The sequence below is a fragment of the Methylobacterium phyllosphaerae genome, assembly GCF_001936175.1.
In the GTDB taxonomy this organism is placed as follows: Bacteria; Pseudomonadota; Alphaproteobacteria; order Rhizobiales; family Beijerinckiaceae; genus Methylobacterium; species Methylobacterium fujisawaense.
In genome coordinates, this window is the sequence record NZ_CP015367.1 from 3,138,085 (window position 1) to 3,157,500 (window position 19,416).

Annotated in this window: 22 protein-coding genes (1 of these 22 only partly in view); 10 read left to right on the forward strand and 12 right to left on the reverse strand. The window is 69.8% G+C overall.

Annotated features, from left to right (window positions below; translation table 11 throughout):
- Positions 1 to 8 precede the first annotated feature (8 nt).
- On the forward strand, positions 9 to 311 hold the full coding sequence (locus tag MCBMB27_RS14210) for a hypothetical protein (RefSeq protein ID WP_075380722.1): 303 nt from the start codon (positions 9 to 11) through the stop codon (positions 309 to 311).
- A 182-nt stretch (positions 312 to 493) separates the two neighbouring features.
- On the forward strand, positions 494 to 2,146 hold the full coding sequence (ettA, locus tag MCBMB27_RS14215; protein WP_043354390.1) for an energy-dependent translational throttle protein EttA: 1,653 nt from the start codon (positions 494 to 496) through the stop codon (positions 2,144 to 2,146).
- 329 nt (positions 2,147 to 2,475) lie between these two features.
- On the opposite strand, the gene MCBMB27_RS14220 is transcribed toward ettA, so the two are convergent.
- Positions 2,476 to 3,423: an NAD-dependent epimerase/dehydratase family protein gene (locus MCBMB27_RS14220; RefSeq protein ID WP_075380723.1), complete on the reverse strand. Its 948-nt coding sequence runs from the start codon at positions 3,421 to 3,423 to the stop codon at positions 2,476 to 2,478.
- Between the two features lie 286 nt (positions 3,424 to 3,709).
- On the opposite strand from MCBMB27_RS14220, the gene MCBMB27_RS14225 reads away from it, so the two are divergent.
- Both MCBMB27_RS14225 and MCBMB27_RS14230 read left to right on the forward strand, forming a co-directional pair.
- Entirely contained in the window at positions 3,710 to 4,903 is a 1,194-nt protein-coding gene (locus tag MCBMB27_RS14225) for an OpgC family protein (protein ID WP_075380724.1), read from the forward strand.
- A 16-nt stretch (positions 4,904 to 4,919) separates the two neighbouring features.
- Positions 4,920 to 5,126 carry a DUF2256 domain-containing protein gene (locus MCBMB27_RS14230; RefSeq protein WP_170861895.1) on the forward strand — a complete coding sequence of 69 codons (207 nt, stop codon included), beginning with the start codon at positions 4,920 to 4,922 and terminating at the stop codon, positions 5,124 to 5,126.
- A gap of 76 nt (positions 5,127 to 5,202) precedes the next feature.
- Here MCBMB27_RS14230 and MCBMB27_RS14235 read toward each other — a convergent pair whose 3' ends face one another.
- From MCBMB27_RS14235 to MCBMB27_RS14250, 4 genes are read right to left on the reverse strand one after another with little or no spacing between them, the layout of a single operon-like run.
- Positions 5,203 to 5,802 carry a nucleotidyltransferase family protein gene (locus MCBMB27_RS14235; RefSeq protein ID WP_075380725.1) on the reverse strand — a complete coding sequence of 200 codons (600 nt, stop codon included), beginning with the start codon at positions 5,800 to 5,802 and terminating at the stop codon, positions 5,203 to 5,205.
- Positions 5,803 to 5,822: 20 nt separating this feature from the next.
- Positions 5,823 to 6,866: a molybdopterin-binding protein gene (locus MCBMB27_RS14240; protein ID WP_043758820.1), complete on the reverse strand. Its 1,044-nt coding sequence runs from the start codon at positions 6,864 to 6,866 to the stop codon at positions 5,823 to 5,825.
- A complete protein-coding gene (locus tag MCBMB27_RS14245) occupies positions 6,863 to 7,564 on the reverse strand; it encodes an XdhC family protein (RefSeq protein WP_043758821.1) in 702 nt (233 codons plus the stop codon). The genes MCBMB27_RS14240 and MCBMB27_RS14245 overlap by 4 nt, the downstream gene beginning before the upstream one ends.
- Positions 7,564 to 7,887: an XdhC family protein gene (locus tag MCBMB27_RS14250; protein WP_043354401.1), complete on the reverse strand. Its 324-nt coding sequence runs from the start codon at positions 7,885 to 7,887 to the stop codon at positions 7,564 to 7,566. The genes MCBMB27_RS14245 and MCBMB27_RS14250 overlap by 1 nt, the downstream gene beginning before the upstream one ends.
- A 279-nt stretch (positions 7,888 to 8,166) precedes the next feature.
- Between MCBMB27_RS14250 and MCBMB27_RS14255 the strand changes: the two genes are divergently transcribed.
- Positions 8,167 to 9,564 carry an ATP-binding protein gene (locus MCBMB27_RS14255; RefSeq protein WP_043354403.1) on the forward strand — a complete coding sequence of 466 codons (1,398 nt, stop codon included), beginning with the start codon at positions 8,167 to 8,169 and terminating at the stop codon, positions 9,562 to 9,564.
- 6 nt (positions 9,565 to 9,570) lie between these two features.
- On the opposite strand, the gene MCBMB27_RS14260 is transcribed toward MCBMB27_RS14255, so the two are convergent.
- Positions 9,571 to 9,804 (reverse strand): hypothetical protein, encoded by a 234-nt coding sequence (locus MCBMB27_RS14260; protein WP_236952712.1) that lies wholly within the window; start codon positions 9,802 to 9,804, stop codon positions 9,571 to 9,573.
- 249 nt (positions 9,805 to 10,053) lie between these two features.
- Here MCBMB27_RS14260 and MCBMB27_RS14265 point away from each other — a divergent pair, with 249 nt between their 5' ends.
- Entirely contained in the window at positions 10,054 to 10,245 is a 192-nt protein-coding gene (locus MCBMB27_RS14265; protein WP_043354407.1) for a hypothetical protein, read from the forward strand.
- Between the two features lie 23 nt (positions 10,246 to 10,268).
- A complete protein-coding gene (locus MCBMB27_RS14270; protein ID WP_043354409.1) occupies positions 10,269 to 11,450 on the forward strand; it encodes a pyridoxal phosphate-dependent aminotransferase in 1,182 nt (393 codons plus the stop codon).
- 170 nt (positions 11,451 to 11,620) lie between these two features.
- Here MCBMB27_RS14270 and MCBMB27_RS14275 read toward each other — a convergent pair whose 3' ends face one another.
- From MCBMB27_RS14275 to MCBMB27_RS14285, 3 genes are all read right to left on the reverse strand, one after another.
- Positions 11,621 to 12,631, reverse strand: coding sequence for an alpha/beta hydrolase family protein (locus MCBMB27_RS14275; RefSeq protein WP_236952713.1), 1,011 nt, complete (start codon positions 12,629 to 12,631; stop codon positions 11,621 to 11,623).
- A gap of 162 nt (positions 12,632 to 12,793) precedes the next feature.
- Positions 12,794 to 13,306, reverse strand: coding sequence for a tellurite resistance TerB family protein (locus MCBMB27_RS14280; RefSeq protein WP_075380727.1), 513 nt, complete (start codon positions 13,304 to 13,306; stop codon positions 12,794 to 12,796).
- Positions 13,307 to 13,375: 69 nt separating this feature from the next.
- Positions 13,376 to 13,705, reverse strand: a complete 330-nt coding sequence (locus MCBMB27_RS14285) for a hypothetical protein (protein ID WP_075381973.1) — start codon at positions 13,703 to 13,705, stop codon at positions 13,376 to 13,378.
- Between the two features lie 251 nt (positions 13,706 to 13,956).
- On the opposite strand from MCBMB27_RS14285, the gene MCBMB27_RS14290 reads away from it, so the two are divergent.
- Complete coding sequence (locus MCBMB27_RS14290) at positions 13,957 to 14,841, forward strand: transglutaminase-like domain-containing protein (protein ID WP_043387706.1); 885 nt, start codon at positions 13,957 to 13,959, stop codon at positions 14,839 to 14,841.
- A gap of 11 nt (positions 14,842 to 14,852) precedes the next feature.
- Here MCBMB27_RS14290 and MCBMB27_RS14295 read toward each other — a convergent pair whose 3' ends face one another.
- Positions 14,853 to 15,881, reverse strand: a complete 1,029-nt coding sequence (locus MCBMB27_RS14295) for an alpha/beta hydrolase (protein WP_043354580.1) — start codon at positions 15,879 to 15,881, stop codon at positions 14,853 to 14,855.
- Positions 15,882 to 16,071: 190 nt separating this feature from the next.
- On the opposite strand from MCBMB27_RS14295, the gene meaB reads away from it, so the two are divergent.
- Together meaB and MCBMB27_RS14305 are read left to right on the forward strand one after the other, a co-directional pair.
- On the forward strand, positions 16,072 to 17,058 hold the full coding sequence (gene meaB, locus MCBMB27_RS14300) for a methylmalonyl Co-A mutase-associated GTPase MeaB (RefSeq protein WP_043387707.1): 987 nt from the start codon (positions 16,072 to 16,074) through the stop codon (positions 17,056 to 17,058).
- A 144-nt stretch (positions 17,059 to 17,202) separates the two neighbouring features.
- Positions 17,203 to 17,580 (forward strand): CsbD family protein, encoded by a 378-nt coding sequence (locus tag MCBMB27_RS14305; RefSeq protein WP_043354576.1) that lies wholly within the window; start codon positions 17,203 to 17,205, stop codon positions 17,578 to 17,580.
- A 173-nt stretch (positions 17,581 to 17,753) separates the two neighbouring features.
- On the opposite strand, the gene MCBMB27_RS14310 is transcribed toward MCBMB27_RS14305, so the two are convergent.
- Complete coding sequence (locus MCBMB27_RS14310; RefSeq protein WP_075380728.1) at positions 17,754 to 18,539, reverse strand: 3-hydroxybutyrate dehydrogenase; 786 nt, start codon at positions 18,537 to 18,539, stop codon at positions 17,754 to 17,756.
- Between the two features lie 74 nt (positions 18,540 to 18,613).
- Positions 18,614 to 19,416, reverse strand: partial view of a sensor histidine kinase gene (locus tag MCBMB27_RS14315; RefSeq protein WP_075380729.1) — the 3' portion only. 706 nt of this gene lie beyond the right edge of the window; 803 of the gene's 1,509 nt are visible here — the last part of the coding sequence; the start codon falls outside the window, past its right edge; the stop codon is at positions 18,614 to 18,616.

Genomic DNA, 19,416 nt, shown 5'->3' on the forward strand with positions numbered 1-19,416 from the left:
GAGGACCCATGCCCAAGGACACGCAACGCGCCTCCGGAGGCGCGACGGAAGATCCGAAAGCCTTCACGCCCTTCGCGGACGATGCCGGCGTGCGCACCATCGGCAGCTTGAGCTTCGAGAACGGCACGGACCGGATCGCCCTGCACGGATCCCTCGACATCAACCGCGACAGGACCGGGCTGGAGCAGGCCCGGCTTCTCCGGAAGACGCTGGACGCGATCGTGAAGACCCTGGAGGCCTCCGATCTGCCCGAAGCGGTGGCCGAGGCGCCGGACGCGCCGCCGCGATCGGTGAAGAACCCGTTCGCCTGAGAGATCGGCGCCCCGCGACGGCCGGGCCGTCCTTGCCGCTTCCCGGCGGGCCTGATACTCCGAGAGGGTCATTCCTATATCTTAGGGACGCGCGTCCAGGACGGGGACTGATGCCCCGTGCCTGACCCGTGCCGCTGGCACGATCCGCGCAGTCCCGAACAACGCGCCGAGGACGATCCGCGATGGCTCGCGAATTCATCTACCACATGCGGGGCCTGACCAAGGCCTATACCGGCGGCAAGAAGGTCCTGGATAACGTCAACCTGTCGTTCTACCCGGACGCCAAGATCGGCGTCCTGGGCATCAACGGCGCCGGCAAGTCGACGCTGCTCAAGATCATGGCGGGCCTCGACAAGGAATACACCGGTGACGGCTGGGTCGCTCAGGGTGCGCGCGTCGGCTATCTGCCGCAGGAGCCCCAGCTCGATCCGAACAAGACCGTCCGCGAGAACGTGATGGAGGGCGTGGCCGAGAAGCAGGCCATGCTCGACCGCTACAACGAACTCGCCATGAACTACTCGGAGGAGACGGCCGACGAGATGACCGAGCTCCAGGACCGGATCGAGTCGCTGGGCCTCTGGGAGCTCGATTCGAAGGTCGATCAGGCCATGGAGGCCCTGGGCTGCCCGAGCGACGAGCAGCCGGTGGCCACCCTGTCGGGCGGCGAGCGGCGCCGCATCGCCCTGTGCCGCCTCCTCCTGTGGGAGCCGGAACTGCTCCTCCTCGACGAGCCGACCAACCACCTCGACGCCGAGACGGTGAACTGGCTGGAGGGCCACCTGCGCCAGTATCCCGGCGCGATCCTGATCGTGACCCACGATCGCTACTTCCTCGACAACGTCACGAGCTGGATCCTGGAGCTCGATCGCGGAAAGGGCATCCCGTACGAGGGCAACTATTCGGCGTGGCTGGTCCAGAAGCAGAAGCGCCTGGAGCAGGAGGGCCGTGAGGACATGGCCCGGCAGCGCTCTATCGCCCGCGAGCAGGAGTGGATCGCCGCCTCCCCGAAGGCGCGCCAGTCCAAATCGAAGGCCCGCATCACCCGCTACGAGGAGCTGGTGGCCAAGCAGGCGCAGAAGATCGACGCCGCGGCCCAGATCGTCATTCCGATCGACGAGCGGCTCGGCAACAACGTCATCGAGTTCGAGCATCTCAGCAAGGCGTTCGGCGACCGGCTGCTGATCGAGGATCTGTCGTTCAAGCTGCCGCCGGGCGGCATCGTCGGGGTGATCGGCCCGAACGGCGCCGGCAAGACCACGCTGTTCAAGATGATCACCGGCCAGGAGAAGCCTGACAACGGGAAGATCGACATCGGCGAGACGGTGAAGCTCGGCTACGTCGACCAGTCCCGCGACGCCCTCGATCCGAACGCCACGGTCTGGCAGGAGGTCTCGGGCGGCAACGACATCATCTATTTCAACAAGCGCGAAATCAATTCGCGTGCCTATTGCGCCGCCTTCGCCTTCAAGGGGCCCGACCAGCAGAAGAAAGTCGGCACGCTCTCGGGCGGCGAGCGCAACCGGGTGCACCTCGCGCGGACCCTGAAGGGCGGCGCCAATGTGCTGCTCCTCGACGAGCCGACCAACGACCTCGACATGGAGACCCTGCGCGCCCTCGAAGACGCGCTGGAGGACTACGCCGGCTGCGCCGTCATCATCAGCCACGATCGCTGGTTCCTGAACCGCATCGCGACGCACATCCTCGCCTTCGAGGGCGACAGCCACGTGGAATGGTTCGAGGGCAACTTCTCCGAATACGAAGCCGACAAGGTGCGCCGACTCGGAGCGGATTCGATCATGCCGAAGAAGATCAAGTACAAGCGGTTCTCGCGCTGAGGACCGGCCCCGTCGTTCCGGGGCCGTAACGGCGAGACCGGAACCGAATAGCCGTTGACGGGCGAGGTCCAGCCCTGGACCTCGCCCGGGTACGCTCTGAACACGGCCGGGAGGAATCCATCGGCCGGTCGCGCGGTCCCTGACCTCGGTTCAAAGCCTCTGCGGCGCTCCGGCGATGCAGATTGCCGGAGCGAGCGGGAGATCGGATGTCGTGCCCCCCTGCGCCCGGGGGGAAAGGCGGATGCGCAAGCTCCCGGAGCGCTTGCAGAGCCGGAGCGTGCCACCCCGGGGACCGGGACGGCATCGACGGCCGGCCGCCCGATATGCCCTCATCCGAGTTGCGCCCGGGCCTCCGACAGAATCGTGGACAGGCTCCGCGAGAGCGGGATGGCTGGAGTCCATCCGGTGGCGGTTGCGAAGGCCGTGGAATCACAGCCCTCGCTGCGCACGCCCGCCGCCCGGACTCGATCGGGCGAGACCCGAAGGGTGAAGCGTGCGCCCGTCATGCCGCGGAACATCTCCAGGATCTCGGCGACCGGCGTCACGACCCCCGATCCCACGTTGAAGATTCCGCCATTCGGAAGATCGTCGATCTGTCCGATTACGCGCAGGCACGCCGCGGTGACATCGGCCACGTCGACGAAATCGCGCCCGGCGGAGAGGTCGCCAACCTCCAGGCTCGGAGGCACCAAGCCTCGCTCGATACGGGCGATCTGCCCCGCGAAGGAGGCGACCACGAACGTCTCACTCTGACCCGCACCGATGTAGTTCGATGGTCGCAGCACCAGATGCTTGACGCCGGCATTCGCCAGGACATCGCGCAGGATGTACTCGCAGGCGTTCTTGGTTCGGCCCGCGATGGTGTCGGGACGCGGCGTCACGGTCTCGTCCGGACGTGCCTGCTCGCGGAACGCCTCCCCGTAGACGACGGTCGAGCTGAGGAACACCAGGGCCGCGCGGGTCTTCGCCACCGCCTCGGCCAGGTTCAGCGTGCCGAGCAGCTCGGCCCGCCAGGCATAGGACGGTGTCTCGCTCGACTGGGCCACGGACGCCAGCGCCGCCAAGTGGAACACGATGGTGGGGTCGAAGGCGGCGATCGTCTCGGCGAGTTCGTGGGCATCGAACGGATCGACGGCTCTCAGCGACACGCCGCCGAGGGGCGGTTGCGGAGCCCGATCCAGGCCGAGGATGGAGCTGCCGGGCGGAAGTCCCGTGTGCAGCGCCTCGAGCAGGCGGCGGCCGAGATAGTCTCCGGCTCCGGTGACGAGGACGCGCATGGCTGTTGCCCTGAACCTTGTCCTGTAGCGCGCCCCGGGCCTTGGCCCTCCCGGTCGCGGGCTAGGAAAGCCGGGATCGCCCACCGCCTCTATACCGGGCTCGGCCGCGATGCGAGAGGCTCGAGGCGCTCCGCGGAGCGTCGGACCATCAGGGCGACGGATCCCTGCGCCGGGCCGAACACAGGCGCGTGATCGGCGCAGCCGCGCACCGCAGGCGCGCTATTGTTGCACCGCGGACTCTGCCGTATCCCACATCCGGTCGGAGACCGCCGCGGTGATGAACTGAGTGACGCGCGTCGACGATCTTGAGCGGCCCGCTGCCACGAAGCAGCGGACGATCCCCGCGCCGGAAGCCGGAACGCGGCCCACGAAGCCCGTCCGTGACGCGCGGGTCGACGTGGTGCGCGGGCTGGCGCTGCTGACGATCTTCGTCGACCACATCCCGCGCAACGCGCCGGCCCTGCTGACGCTGCACAATTTCGGATTCTCGGATGCGGCCGAGATCTTCGTTCTGCTCGCCGGCTATTCCTCGATGATCGCCTATGGCGGACTCTTCCGCCGAGCCGGCGTCCGGACGGCGCTGGTGCGCATCGCGCAGCGCTGTCTGCGCATCTACCTGTTCCAGGCGGGGCTGCTGTTGGCGACCCTGGTCATCGTCCGGATCTGGATGGACATCACCGGTCTCACGCCGCGGTTCGGCGTCGCGCCCCTGCTGCAGATGGGTCTGCTGCCGGGCCTGCTGCGCGGCCTCGCGCTGAACGCGCTCCCGAATTACCTCGATATTCTGCCGCTCTACATTCTCCTTCTGGCACTGTTCCCGCTGATCTATCTCGGGATGCGGCGCGGGATCTGGGGCGTCCTGGCGCTGTCGGCGATCCTGTGGATTGCCGCCAACGTCGATCATCAGCTGAACCTGCCGAACGCCGCGGCGGTCGATGAGGGCTGGTACTTCAATCCCTTCGCGTGGCAGTTCCTGTTCGTGCTCGGAGCGGCCCTCGCCGTCTGGGTCCAGGCCCAGGACGGATTGCTGCCGTGGCGTGGCTGGGCCGTCGCCATGGCCTCGGCCTATCTCGCCTTCGCCTTCTTCCAGGGCGGCTCCTGGGCGGAATGGGGGCTGCCGGACCTCCGGCCGCTGTCGATCGGGGTCCCCGACAAGAGCCATGTCGGCCCCCTGCGCCTGATCAACATGCTGGCCCTGGCCTACCTGCTGTTCAGCATACCCGCGGTGGCGCGTCTCAGCCGGTGGCGGCGGCTGCGCCTGATCGATGCCTGCGGCCGGCACTCGCTCGAGATCTTCGCAGCCGGATGCCTGGCGGCGCTCATCGGCCGCATTCTCTATCGGACCTTCGACGCCACATGGCCGCTGCAGATCGCGGTCAATCTCGGCGGGCTCGCGGTCATGCTCGGATTGGCGCACCTCCTGGATGCGCGCCGCCGCGGTGCCGCCGCTCCGGGCCCGGACCTGCGCCGCCCGGGATAGGACGCGAGGAGAGACGATGCCGCCGATGCGCCGCAAGGGCGACCTGCCCGAGAAGGTCTGTGCCCAGTGCGGCCGCCCGTTTGCGTGGCGCAAGCAGTGGGCACGCGTCTGGGACGAGGTCCGTTACTGCTCCGACCGATGCCGGGCCGAGGCCAAGGCAGGGCGCGGGCGCACCGTCGGGGCGAGCGCAGAAACCCGACCCACGACCGCGCGACAGGGATAGGCGGCGCGCCGCCGAATCGACCGCAGGCACGGACGGCCGTCAGCGCGATCCGTCCCACACCGAGGGCGCCGATGGCTCAGGCCGGACCACGGCTCAGGGCGGCAAGCCCGGCCGGCGTGTCGATGTCGAGGGCGGTGGCCGGATCGCCTGGGATCTCCAGCACGTCGGGCCGCCCCCTGAGCAGCGGTCCGGCCCCGTGGTCGCCGGCGAGGCGGCCGATCTCCTCCCCGAGACGACGCAGGTTGAGCAGTACGGGATTGCCGCGCCGCCCGTCCTGCACCGGCACCACGGCAGCAGGAGTCGCCGCAGCCCCCGTGAAGGCGCTCACGAGACGGTCGATATGGGCGGCCGTCACCCGCGGCATGTCGCCCAGCACGATCACGGCGCCCGTGCAGCGGGGTGGCAACGCCGCGAGACCGGCGCGCAGCGAGGATGCCAATCCGGTACGGTAATCCGGATTGTCGATCCGGATCAGGTCCAGCCCGGCCAGCGTCGCGCGGACCGCCTCCGCGTGCGCGCCCAGCACGACCACCACAGGGCGGGGACAAGCCTCGAGGGCGGCCTCCGCGGCGTGGCGCACCAGCGGCTTGCCGTCGAGGGGGGCGAGCAGCTTCGGCGCGGAGCCGAACCGGCTGCCGAGGCCCGCGGCGAGCAGAACCGTGCCGACCTCCGGCATCCCCGAGATCCTCTCCCGCCTCAATCGTCTGTCGCCGGATCGCGCGCGTCCCCTGTCACCGCGCCGCCGGCGCGGGGCTGCGGACGCGAGACGATCTCCATCAACAGACCGCCGACACCGAGGGCGACGATGTCGGCGCGGGTTACGGCCAGATCTGCGAGCAGACGGTGCAGAATCCAGTCGAATCCGTTCTCCTTCGGCGAGCGCGCGCAGCCCGGGGCGCCGACTACCGGCACGTCGCCCCGGGCACCGACAAGGAGCAGGTTGCCGGGATCGACCGGCATGCCGAGGTGGGCGACATGCCCGCCGGCCGCCTCGATTCCGGCCGGGATGACGTCGCGGCGGTCGGCGATGGCCGAGGCACCGAACACAACCACAAGGTCCGCCCCGGCTCTATCGATGAGATCGGTCACCGCAGCAGCCACGGCGTCGTCGGTGTGGGGGATCCGGGCTTCGGCGACGATCGCGGCGCCCGTGGGGGCGAGACGTTCGGCCAGAACCCGGAGCGTCTTGTCGATGGTGGCCTCCTTGAGGCTCGGCAGCCGCGTCGAGACCACGCCCACACGGCGGCGGCGATAGGTCGCCACCGCCAGCGCGTCGGCTCCGGCCGCCGCACAGGCGCGGGCCAGCACGGCGCCCGGCACGGCGTAGGGGATGATCTTCACGGTGGCGATCATTTCGCCCTCGATCACCGGCCGGAAGCGCGGCAGCGTCGCCACCGTCACCGCCTCGTCGACGGCGTTGACGGCCTCGATCCGGGTCGGGTCGAGCGTCAGCACCCCGGGCCTCTCGGCGAACAGGTTGCAGCGGCCGGTGAACGGCGACTCGACACGCAGGTTCGACCCGCGAAGACAGCCGGCGAGCCGCGCGGCCGCCTCGTCCTCGCCGACATCGCCAGGCTCCAGAGCGGCCACCACGATCTCCGAGAGGCCGGTCCGCGCGAGACCGGCGGCCTCCTCCGGGCCGATCACCGCCCCCTTGCGCAGGGTGATGTCAGCCCGCCGGACCGTATGCGCGCTGATCAGTCCGCCCGCCTCGGCGAGCGGGACGGTCCCGAACCTCACGCGACCTCCGAACGGGGCGCACGGCGCAGGCACGCCACCACCTCGGCGAGCACGGCCAGCGCGATCTCGGCGGGACTGACGGCGCCGATCGGAAGCCCGATCGGTGCGTGGATCCGGCCGATCTGCGCGGGCGTGAACCCCGCCTCGGTGAGCCGCGCGACGCGGGCCGCGTGGGTCTTCCGGGAGCCGAGGGCGCCCACGTAGAAGCACTCGGCCGCCAGGGCCGCCTTCAGCGCAGGATCGTCGATCTTGGGATCGTGGGTCAGGGCTGCGAGGGCGCAGTAGCGATCCAGCACCGGGACGGTTGTGCCGAGGGCGGCGTCCGGCCACTCGGCGACCAGCGCGATGCCCGGGAAACGCTCCGGCGTGGCGAATGCGGTGCGGGGGTCGATCACCGTGAGCGCGAGGTCGAGCCCGGCCGCCATCGGCGCCATGGCCTGCGAAATGTGGACGGCGCCGACGACCACGAGCCGCACCGGCGGCACCTGCACGGTGAGGAACAGGGTCCGCCCGTCAGCCTCGACGAGGCCGCTCTTGCCGGACGCAAGGTGTTTCGCCAGGACGTCGGCCAGGGGGTCGACGGCGAGGTCCGACTCGCGCACGAGGCGCTGCGCGCCGTCGGCGATGTCGGTGACGAGGATCGCGGCGCGGCGGGCCGCGCGCTCGTCGTTCAGCGCCGCAAGGATGTCGCTGCGCATCAGTCGACCCGCTCGACGAAGACCCGGATCCGCCCGCCGCAGGACAGGCCGGCCCGCCAGGCCGTCTCGTCCGCGACGCCGAATTCGAGGACGCGCGGCGTGCCGGCCTCGATCACCTCGAGGGCCTCGGTGATGACCGCGCCCTCGACGCAGCCTCCCGAGACGGAGCCGAGGAAGTTGCCGTCGCCGTCGACCGCGAGGTGGCTGCCCACGGGCCGGGGCGCCGAGCCCCAGGTCTCGATCACGGTGGCAAGCGCCACGGCGCGACCGTCGCGCCGCCAGGACTGGGCGGCGGAGAGGATGTCTGTATCGGTGCTGAGCATGGCCTCGTGGACTTTCGGCCGGCGGGTGGCCCCCGCTTCCCACAGGTATGGCCCACGCGCCGCCGTGCAAGGCGCCCTCCGACTCGCACACCATGCCCACCGCCCGGGGCACCGGGCCTGTGGCCGTCGTGCGCGCGCCTTGGCCGATCCCGGCGCGGATGCGATAACAGGCCGGCCAAGCGTTCCCGCTCAGACCATGTCCGCCACCGTCGAACGGAGTTCATGCCAGACGACCCGCCCCTGCTTTCGCGGGAGGGAGCGGCGCGTGCTCCGGGTGACGTGAACGCCCCCGATCCCGCTCTGGCGCGCAGGCTGCGCAAGGATCCGCCGCCGCGCTCCGCGCCGCACCGCCTGTGGCGGCGCATCAGCCGGGCGATCGGCGACGTCCTGCCGAAAGGCCTCTACGCCCGTTCGCTGATCATCATCATCGCGCCGGTCGTCCTGCTCCAGTCGGTGATCGCCTACACCTTCATGGAGCGGCACTGGCAGCTCGTGACCAAGCGCCTGTCGGCGGCGGTGACCGCAGACGTGGCCGCCTTGATCGACATCTACGAGAGCTACCCGCAGGACAAGGATGCCGAGACCCTCTCGCGCATCGCCGGGGAGCGGCTGAACCTCGACCTCGACATCCTCAAGGGGGCCAAGCTCCCGCCGCCGGGCCCGCGCCCGTTCTTCTCGATCCTCGACGAGGCCCTCTCGGACGAGATCAAGCGCCAGATCCGCCGGCCCTTCTGGATCGACACGGTCGGCCGCTCCAACCTGATCGAGATCCGGGTGGCGATCCCCGACGGCGTGATGCGCATCACCGCGCGGCGCAGCCAAGCCTACGCGTCGAATTCGCACATCTTCCTCGTCTGGATGATCGGCTCCTCGCTGGTGCTGCTCGGGGTCGCGATCCTGTTCCTGCGCAACCAGATCAAGCCCATCCTCCGCCTCGCCGCGGTGGCGGAGGGCTTCGGCAAGGGCCGGGAGATCGAGTTCCGGCCGCGCGGCGCCCGCGAGGTGCGCCAAGCCGGTCACGCCTTCATCGAGATGAAGCGGCGGATCGAGCGGGCGATGGAGCAGCGCACGACGATGCTGAACGGCGTCAGCCACGACCTGCGCACCATCCTCACCCGCTTCCGCCTGTCCCTGGCACTGGTCGAGCAGACCAGCGAGATCGAGGATCTCAGCCGCGACGTGGATGAGATGAGCCGGATGCTGGAGGGCTACCTCGCCTTCGCGCGGGGCGACTCGGCCGAGCCCGCGACGCCCACGGACATGCGCGCCCTGCTGGAGGACCTGCGGACCGACGTGGAGCGCCTCGGCGCCCATGTCTCCGCCGTGGAGCTCGTCGGCACGCCCGAGGTCACGGTCCGTCCGGGCGCCTTCCGGCGTTGCCTGTTCAACCTCGCGGCCAACGCCGTGCGCTACGGCGAGACGGTGGCGATCTCCGGCCGACTTGAGGCCCGGACCTTCTTCGTCTCCATCGACGACGACGGGCCGGGCATTCCGGCCGAGAGCCGCGAGGACGTGTTCAAGCCGTTCCTGCGGCTCGACGACGCCCGCCAGGACGCCGGCGGCTCCGGGCTGGGCCTCTCGATCGCGCGGGACATCGCCCGCGCCCATGGCGGCGACATCACCCTGCACGACAGCCCCCTGGGGGGCCTGCGGGCCACCGTCCGGGTTCCGGCCTAGGCCGGATCAGGCATCGGCGGGCCGGCGCAGGCGCAGGTGCTCGGCCTGCACATTCCGGATGAGATGATCGAGGCTGGCCTCGTCGAGGCCGGCGCCGACGAGCCGGGTGCGCAGGCTCGCCTCGCCGTGCCACGCGTAGCCGGCATCGTGCGGCAGGTGGCGCAGCAGGAGGGCGCTCACGATCGATTCACGCCGGTAGGCGGGGTGGCGCAGCAGCTTCCCGATATGGAGGACCAGCATGTCGACGCCGGAGGTCGCGGGGTCCGAAGCCCCCGTGCCCTTCCCATTCCCACTGACCGATGCCCGACGCATACATGCCCGCCTTTGAGAGGCGATACTCTCGCGCCAAATGATTGCACATCCATGAGCGTTCGGGCGAGCCGGCGAAAAACTGCCGATTCCGGGGTCCCAACCTTCGCAGCACGGTGATATGCAGGGTCGTTTTCCCAGGGCCGCGGTCAGCCGCGCGCCGGATTTCGAGTGCCGCACATGAACCCGCTCGTCCCGCTCTTCATCCTGCTCTCGCTGCCGCTCGCGGCCATCGGGCTCGTGCTCTACACCGACGAAGGCATCAACCCGGACCTGTTCTACGCCTCGGTGAAGACCTTCGTGATCCTGGGCGCGATCGCGGTGGCGATGTCGTTCGGTGCGATGAAGCTCTCCGAGCGGTCCAAGCACTGAGATCCCACCGCCCGGAGGGCGCGATGCTGCAGGTGGTCCCGGCCTTCTCGCGTATCGGCGAGGAAAACGCCTTCGCGGTGCTGGCCCGCGCCCAAGCCCTCGCCGCGCAGGGCCGGGACGTGATCAACCTCGGTATCGGCCAGCCGGACATGCCGACCCCCGCTCACGTGGTCGAGGCGGGCATCAAGGCCCTGCGCGACGGCCACCACGGCTACACGCCGGCGGTGGGCATTCCGCCGCTGCGCGAGGCGGTGGCCCGCGACATCCATCGCCGCCACGGCGTCGAGGTCTCCCCCGAATCCGTGATGATCGTGCCCGGCGGCAAGGTCACCATGTTCATGGCGATCCTGATGTTCGGCGCGCCCGGAACCGAGATCCTGTATCCGGACCCCGGCTTCCCGATCTACCGCTCGATGATCGAGTTCACGGGCGCGACGCCGGTCCCCGTGCCGATCCGCGAGGAGAACGGTTTCGCCTTCTCGGCAACCGAGACCCTGGCGCTGATCACGCCGAAGACCCGGCTGCTGATCGTCAACTCACCCGCCAACCCGACGGGCGGCGTGACACCGAAAGCCGAGATCGACGCCCTGGTGAAGGGCCTGGCCGAGCACCCCGACGTCGCCGTACTGTCGGACGAGATCTACGGCACCATGACCTACGACGGCGAGACCCATCACTCGCTGCTCAAGTATCCCGAGATCCGCGACCGGCTCGTCTACCTCGACGGCGCGTCCAAGACCTACGCGATGACCGGTTGGCGCCTCGGCTGGTCGGTCTGGCCGAAGCCGCTCTACGACGCGGCCCGCAAGCTCGCCGTCAACGCGCATTCCTGCGTCAACGCGGCGACCCAGTGGGCCGGCATCGCAGCGCTGGACGGCCCCCAGGACTGCGTGACCGAGATGGTCGCCGAATTCGACCGGCGCCGGACGATCGTGGTGGACGGTCTGAACGCCTTGCCGGGCGTGTCGTGCATCGCGCCCAAGGGCGCATTCTACGCCTTCCCGAATATCTCCCGGACCGGCTGGAAGGCGAAGGCGCTGGCGTCGGCCCTTCTGGAAGAAGCGGGCGTCGCGGTGATCGGCGGCCCGGATTTCGGCGTCCACGGCGAGGGCTACATCCGTCTGTCCTATGCCAACTCGGCCGAGAACATCCGACGTGCATTGGACCGGATGGGCACGTTCCTCAGCGAGCAGAAGCCGGCCTGACTTTCCGACGGGTCGGAAAAGCCCCTCGTCGCGCCCTCACCCTGAGGCGCCGAAGCGCGGGGGAGGCCTGAAGGCGCTTCCGGATCCCTCGATGATTCCTGCCCCCCCTGAGGCCCGCTGCCGCAGGCGCGGCGACGGGTAGGATCGACCGGGTATCCGACCGGGCTTCCCTACGACTTGCCGGGGGCCCGCTTGTCGATCCAGCCCGACAGCCAATCGGCGATATCGAGGCTGTTCTTGTCCTGCATCAGCATGTGCGAATTGCCGTGGATGCCGATCTCCGGCAGCAGGATCAGCTCCGCCCGGCCGCCCGCGGCATTCGCCGCCGCCACGAAGCTGCGGCACTGCTTGAGCCGCGGCGCCCAGCGGGGCGAGGCGTCGACGTAATCGCCGAAGAGGACGAGGATCGGCAGGTCCCGGTAGGGCGCGAGATCGTCCTTCGCCGGGTCCGGGCACGCGGCCGGCTCGATGGCGACGATGGCACGGATGCCCGACCGGTCGAGGGACGCGGTCTGGAACGGGTAGATCCCCGATTGAGAGTGGGAGATCAGCACCGCACCTTTGAGCTTCTTGGCCAGTTCCGACAGGGCCGGCACAGTGGGGTTCGGCACCGGGAGGGCGGCCGACCAGTCCGGGACCATCTGCTTCCAGAACTCGCCCTGGGCCTCCAGGGGGAACTGCATGTCGGGAAACACCTTCGGGTATTCCGGCCCGAACCGGAAGATCGCCCAGGCCGGCTCGCGCCCGGCCGAGAAGACCGGCGGCAGCGCGTTCGGGTCGGCCCGCCCCATCTTCACCGCGTTGATCTGGGCCGGGCTCGCTGCCGAGCGACCGCGCCAGGCCTGATCGATCACGTAGGTCGGGAAGCCGCGCCGGACGAAGTACTCGTCCCAGCCCATGCGTCCGTCCGGCGTCGTCTCCCAGGTCTTGCCGGTGAGGCAGCAGCCGTGGATCAGCACCAGAGGCGGCCGTCCGGTCGTCACCGGAACCTGATAGCGGACATAGATCTGGTCGACGCTGATCGTGCCGGACGGTGCGTAGGCCGGCAGCGTCGACAGCGTGTCGGACTGAACGTCACGGCCGCCGACGAAGAAACTGCCCTGCTCGGCAATGGTCAGGGGGCCGGCGGCCGGTTCGGTGGCACGGGCGGTTCCGCCGCCGATCAGCATCGCACCGACCAAGGCACAGGCGCTCCGCCAGACGCGCCCGCGCGTAGGCACTGACAGTCCCGACATGAAATGTCCCGTCCTCCCGCGAAGGGCCAGTCCGGACCCGTTCCCGACCGGAAGCCTAGCATGAAGCTCGGCGGCAATGGGAGTTCCCCGCGCCCGTCCGGTTGCCGGTCAGGCCGCGATGTTGCGCTCGACCCGGTCGATCGCGTCGGCGGGAAGATCGAGGGCCTCGGCCAGCATCTTCAGGAATTGACGCTCCTGGAGCGTATCGGGATCGATGGCGAGCCGCGCCGCCGCGAAGATCCGCGCCGCCGCATCGGGGCTTGCGACCCGCTCGGCGATCTCGTCGACGTCGGCGGGATCCGCGAGTTCCCGATCGAGCCAGGATCGCCCGTCGGGATCGAGGCCCGCATCCGCGACGGCCGTATCGAGGCGCTTCCGCTCGGCCGCGTCGACCATGCCGTCGGCCGTCGTGGCCGCCACCATGGCCCGCAGCATCAGCCGGGCTTCGTCCTCATCGATCTCGGTGAAGTCCGGGCCGCCCGACTCGGGCGGTGGGGCACCGCGCAAGGCCCGGTAGGCGAGGCTGCCGATCAGCGCCAAGCCTCCGAGGGCCACGCCGGCGGCTAGACCGCCGCTCCTGGAACGCACCAGTGCGTCGACGATCCGTCTGCTGTCAGCCATGCCAACCTCCCTGGATTGAATCCGATTCGGATCGGAAACAACCCGGGAGGCGCTCGGGTTCAGCCGCGCTCAGGCATCGGCCTCATCCTCGTCGATATCCACCAAGAAGACGATGTCGGCCTCATCGGCGTCGTCCGAATCGGTCTCGGTATGATGGGGATCGTCGACGAAATCGCCCTCGCCGTCGTCCTCTGCCAGCGCGTCCTCGAAGATCTCGACCTCGTCCTCGGTGGCCGCCCGGACCTTGAGCGGCGACGTGCCGTTCCAGAGCGGCTTGCCGCCCGTCGTCATGGTCCGGATGTCTTCCTTGAATCCGTCACAGGTGAAGAGGTCCTTGGCGGACGCCTCGTCGCTGTTGATCACCGCAACGGCGGTGCCGTCGATCTCGAGCGTGAACATGGCCGGCATCCTTCTCGTAACCGTCCTCAGGCGCGCCCATTCAGCAGGCTGACCCACGGGTGCGACGCGCTGCCCCGGGAAGAATCACGGATGCTCCCCCCCGGCAGCCATGAGCGCCGCGCGCGGATGCTGTAGGGGTGAACCGGACGGCCGCCAAGCCCATCCCGCCTCCACCGGCCCGAAAGCCATGGCGCGGATCCTGCGGGGCAGCGGTGGCGATGAAACTCGGACGCGAAGAAGGATCACCGCGGATGCGGATCAGGCTCGGCTGCGAGATGCGCTACGCCTTCCCCTATCCCGTACCGATGGTGGTCATGCTGAACGTGCATCCCACCCGGGCGGGCGCCCTGGAGGCCCCCGACACGCTGCGCACCGAGCCGCCCGTGCCGGTCGACCTCTATCGCGACGGTTTCGGCAACCTGTGCGCGCGGCTGAGCGCGCCGGCCGGGAGCTTCACGATCGGCACGGACGCAGTGATCGACGATGACGGGCGCCCGGACCCGGTGCACCCGGAGGCCAAGCAGCACGCGATCGAGGACCTGCCGGCCGAAACCATCGTGTTCCTGCTGCCCAGCCGGTACTGCGAATCGGATCTGCTGGCCGACGAGGCGTGGCGCTTGTTCGGCCATACCGAGCCCGGCTGGAGCCGGGTGCAGGCGGTCTGCGATTTCGTGCACGACCACATCGCGTTCGGCTACGAATTCGCTCACGGCGACCGCACGGCGCAGGATGCCTATGCGGGTCGCCGCGGCGTCTGCCGGGACTTCACCCACCTGGCCGTGGCCTTCTGTCGCGCGCTGAACATCCCGACCCGGTACTGCACCGGTTATGTCAGCTTCATCGGCGAGCCCGAGCCGCACCCGGCGGGCGATTTCGCCGCCTGGATGGAGGTCTATCTCGGCGGGCGCTGGCACGTGTTCGACCCGCGCAACAACGCCCCGCGGATCGGCCGGGTCATGGTCGCCTACGGTCGCGATGCCGCGGATGTGCCGCTGACCCACACGTTCGGACCGAATCCCCTCGTGGGCTTCCGGGTCTGGGCCGACCGGATCGACCATCTGGACGCCTCCGGCGACGCGCCGATCCTGCCGGAGGAACCCCTGCCGCCGCAGAGCATGACGACCCGGATGGGGTGAGCGCCGCGCGCCTACACCCCGGCGCCCCGGGCGATGGCGCGCTTGACCACCCCCTGCACATCCGGATTCGAGAGAAACAGGTCGTGGTTGATCAGGCCGCCGCCGTAATCGGAGGCGTCGGCGACGCGCACGCCGAGTGCCTCGAGCTTGGCGCGATCGGCCGCGCCCGCCCGCACGCCCCCCGCCAGGGCGGCGGAGAGTTCGAGCGCCCGGTCGTTGGTGGAGGAGATCACCGTGATCTTCGAGACGTCGGGTCCGAGGCGGGCGACGCCGTTGGAGAACAGGTCGAAATCGATGTCGGGTGCGGCCAGCACCACGGCTCCGATCCGCGCCATCGCGGCCTCGCCGGCCTCGGCGCGGAGCAAGCGCAGGGTCTCGAGCGTGAGGAGCGTGCCCATCGAGTGCGCGACGATGTTGATGCGGCCGCCGCTCGGCGAGGCGGCCAGCGCCTTGAGCAGGTCCTCGAAGGCGTCGCGCGACCAGAGGGCGCTCTCGCGATCGTAATTGTAATCGAGGGTCGCCGCCGCCGACGGCCACGTGAACAGGCCGGAGACGCCGCCGAAGCGGATGCCGTCCGAGAGCCTGGCCGCGCTGATCGCGGCCGATTCGAACGATTCGCGGTAGCCGTGGACGTAGATCAGCACGTCCCGCCCGAGGGCCGCCTGCGAGAAGGCTGTGGCGGCACCGGATCCCGTCTCGAATTTCGGCACCGCGCCGATCGTCCAGTCGCCGGTGATGACGGACGAGACCTTGCCGAGGAGCGAGCGGTCGGGCGGCGACAGGCGCACCTCCGCGAAGCTCAGGCCGCGGCCGCGGTCGCTGCTGAAATACGGCGGCCGGGGCGGATTGCCCACGGGCTTGCGGGTCGTGGCGACCAGCAACACCGGCATGACGTCGAGGGCCGATTGCTTTTCGGGCAAGGCCGCGCCGGTCCCGAGATCGTCGGTGACGCAGGCGCCGAGCGACGGGGCGAGACCCGCGGCGCCCGCGAGAGCTCCGAACCGGAGAAGGACGCGACGTGAGACGATCTGGCTCGACATGATCCGGTTGCGCTCGGGCGGGGTGCCCTCCGTCGCCCAGGATCGTGACCATCGCGGGGCACGATCACGGCAGGTCGGCGTGAATAGCGGGCATGACCGGGCTTGTGGTGGACGGGCCACAGCCGGCCCATCCCCCGGTGCCGGTGCCCTCCCCCTCGACGGCAGCCGTCGCCGCGGCCATGAAGGGACCATGACGCCGTCCATCGACATTCAGAGCCTTCGCGAGCGCCTGCTGCGCGGCGACCGCGCCGCGCTGGCCCGGGCCATCACGCTGGCCGAGTCCAAGCGCGCCGATCACCGGGCCCTGGCGGCGGATCTCATCGATTCGGTTCTGCCCGAAACCGGTCGGGCGATCCGCGTCGGGATCACCGGCGTGCCCGGCGTCGGCAAGTCGACCACCATCGACGCCCTGGGCTCGAACCTGACCGAGGCCGGCCACAAGGTGGCGGTGCTGGCGGTCGATCCGTCCTCTTCCAGGACCGGCGGCTCGATCCTGGGCGACAAGACCCGGATGGCCCGGCTGTCGCACGATCCCAACGCCTTCATCCGCCCCTCCCCGTCCTCCGGAACGCTCGGCGGCGTGGCGGCCAAGACCCGCGAGACCATGCTTCTCTGCGAGGCCGCGGGCTTCGACGTGATCCTCGTCGAGACGGTCGGCGTTGGCCAGTCGGAGACGGCGGTGGCCGACCTGACCGACTTCTTCCTGGTGCTGATGCTGCCCGGGGCGGGCGACGAGCTCCAGGGCATCAAGAAGGGCATCCTCGAACTCGCCGATATGATCGCGGTCAACAAGGCCGATGTTGGCGAGGCCGAGCAGCGGGCCAATGCAGCGGCTTCGGAATACCGTGCGGCGTTGCACATCCTCACCCCGGCCTCCGCCACCTGGACGCCGCCGGTGGTGACGATCTCGGGCTTCCACAATCTGCGTCTCGACGCGCTGTGGGCGAAGATCGTCGACCACCGGGAGAAGCTCACCGCCACCGGAGAGATCCAGGCGAAGCGCCGGACCCAGGACGTGAAGTGGATGTGGGCGCTAGTGGACGAGCGTCTGCACCAGCGCCTCGTCGGGTCCCCGGAGGTCCGGCGCCGCACGGCCGAGGCGGAGGCGGGTGTGGCGCGGGGCGAGACATCCCCCGCCGCCGGCGCCGCGGCCATCGCCGAGCTGATCGGCCTCTGACCTGTCCCGTCTGCCGCGGAGACGCTGGCCGCGCATAATTTCATGGCGGCCGGGGGCACAAACGCCATCTCGCGCGTTCGGTGGACGACGGCGTAACGAGCGACGCCCGCGTCGCGGCGCCGCGCTCACGTCCAGGAGAGTGCCATGGTGGATACGGATCGGATCGTCGGCGGCGCCAAGGAGGCCGTCGGCAAGGTTCAGGGCGCGGCCGGAGATTTCGCGGGCTCGAACCGCGACTCGGTCGAGGGTCGGTTCCGCGAGGCCCAGGGCGAGGCGCAGAACGTCTACGGCCAGGTGAAGGACAAGGCGCGCGACATCGCCGACCGGGCCGGCGACGTCGCCAGCGACGCGTATGACCGCGCCGGCGACATCGCGGGTGAGGCCTATGAGCGGAGCGGTTCCTACCTCCGCGACGGGCGTGCCGCCGTCGGCGCCCGCGTGGAAGAGAATCCCCTGGTCGCCCTGCTGATCGCCGGCGCGGTGGGCTACGGCCTCGCCCTGCTGGTCCACGGCCGCCGCTGACCGAGGAGCGGCCCCACCTGAAGCCGGGCGGGGCCGCCATCCCACAGGCTCCGCCCGATCGTCGCGGCTGATCTGACGGCTGCGGAACGCCCATGATACCGAGGGTGTCGATACGGAAGGTGTCAGCCCCCGGGTGACGGGCCCTGCCTTCCGGAACGCAGCAGCGGACGCCGCTACTGCGCGGTCCAGCCGCCATCCATGCTGATATTGGCGCCGGTGATCTGGCTCGCCGCATCGGAGCACAGGAACACCGCCAGTGCGGCGACCTGATCGACGGTGACGAATTCCTTGGTCGGCTGCGCCTTCAGCATCACGTCTTCGATCACCTGCTCCTTGGTCAGACCGCGGGCCTTCATCGTGTCGGGAATCTGCGACTCCACCAGGGGCGTCCAGACGTAACCGGGCGAGATGCAGTTCACCGTGATCTTGTGGGGCGCGAGTTCCAGTGCCGCCGCCTTGCTCAGGCCCGCGATCCCGTGCTTGGCCGCCACGTAGGCCGACTTGAACGGCGAGGCCACCAGCGAATGGGCCGAAGCGGTGTTGATGATCCGGCCCCAGCCGCGTGCCTTCATCCCGGGAATTGCCGCATGCATCGTGTGGAAGGCCGAGGACAGGTTGATCGCGATGATCTGCTCCCACTTCTCGGCCGGAAAGTCCTCGATCGGCGAGACGAACTGGATCCCGGCATTGTTGACCAGCACGTCGACGGATCCGAAAGCGCCCTCCGCCTCGCGCACCATGGCGTTGATCGCCTCGGGCTTGCTCATGTCGGCGGACGAATAGTGGACCTTGACCCCGTAGGCGCTTTCGATCCCGGCCCGCGTTTCCTCGATGGCGGTCGCGTCCCCGAACCCGTTGAGCACGACGTTGGCTCCCTCGGCCGCAAGGGCGCGCGCGATGGCAAGTCCGATGCCGCTGGTCGAGCCGGTGACGAGGGCGGTCTTGGTCTTGAGGGTCATGGAGCCTCCAGGAACTCGGGCGCGCTGCCGAGCGAATGGGAAGACGGCGCGGTCGCAGCGGGACAGGTCGCGACCTAACTAGCGCGGGACGGGGGCGCCGGCACAGGGTCGCCCGATGCCGGTGCGGGCAGGATGTCACCGGCTTCCGTCTGCGGGCGCGGTGAGGCCGGAAGGCCGATCTCGACCCGCAGCCCTGGGGCGTTGTCGAAGAGCCGCAGGGTCCCGTGATGCAGGCGCACCACGGCGTTGACGAGGCTGAGGCCCAGCCCGAACCCCGGTCGCGAACGGGCATCCTCCAGGCGCACGAAGCGACCGAGGACGCGGGCCCGCTCCGCTTCGGGGATGCCCGGTCCATGATCGGACACGGCAAGGCGGATCGTCTCGCCGTCGCGCCATGCCTCCAGCGTCACGCTGGCCTCCGCTCCGGCGGATTCGGCCCCGTATTTCAGGGCGTTGTCGATGAGGTTGGCGAGGGCTTGCCCGATCAGCTCGCGGTTGCCCGCGATGGTGAGGGCGTCCTGCGCGCGCACCGCGAGCGTCAGCCCCTGATCCTCGGCGACCGCCTCGTAGAGTTCGCCGACGCTCCGCACCGTCTGGCCGATATCCAGCGGTCCCAGCATCTCCCGGGCAGACCCGGCTTCGAGCCGCGCGATCATCAGAAGGGCATTGAACACCCGGATCAATCCGTCGCCTTCGTCGATCACGGCTTCCAGCGCAGCGCGCAATTCCTCCGTCGTCGAGGCCCGGCGCAGGGCCTCGTCGGCGCGGTTGCGCAGGCGGGTCAACGGCGTCTTGAGGTCGTGGGCGATGTTGTCGGAGACCTCCCGCATGCCGCGCATCAGCTCGCCGATCCGCTCCAGCATCAGGTTGAGGCTCG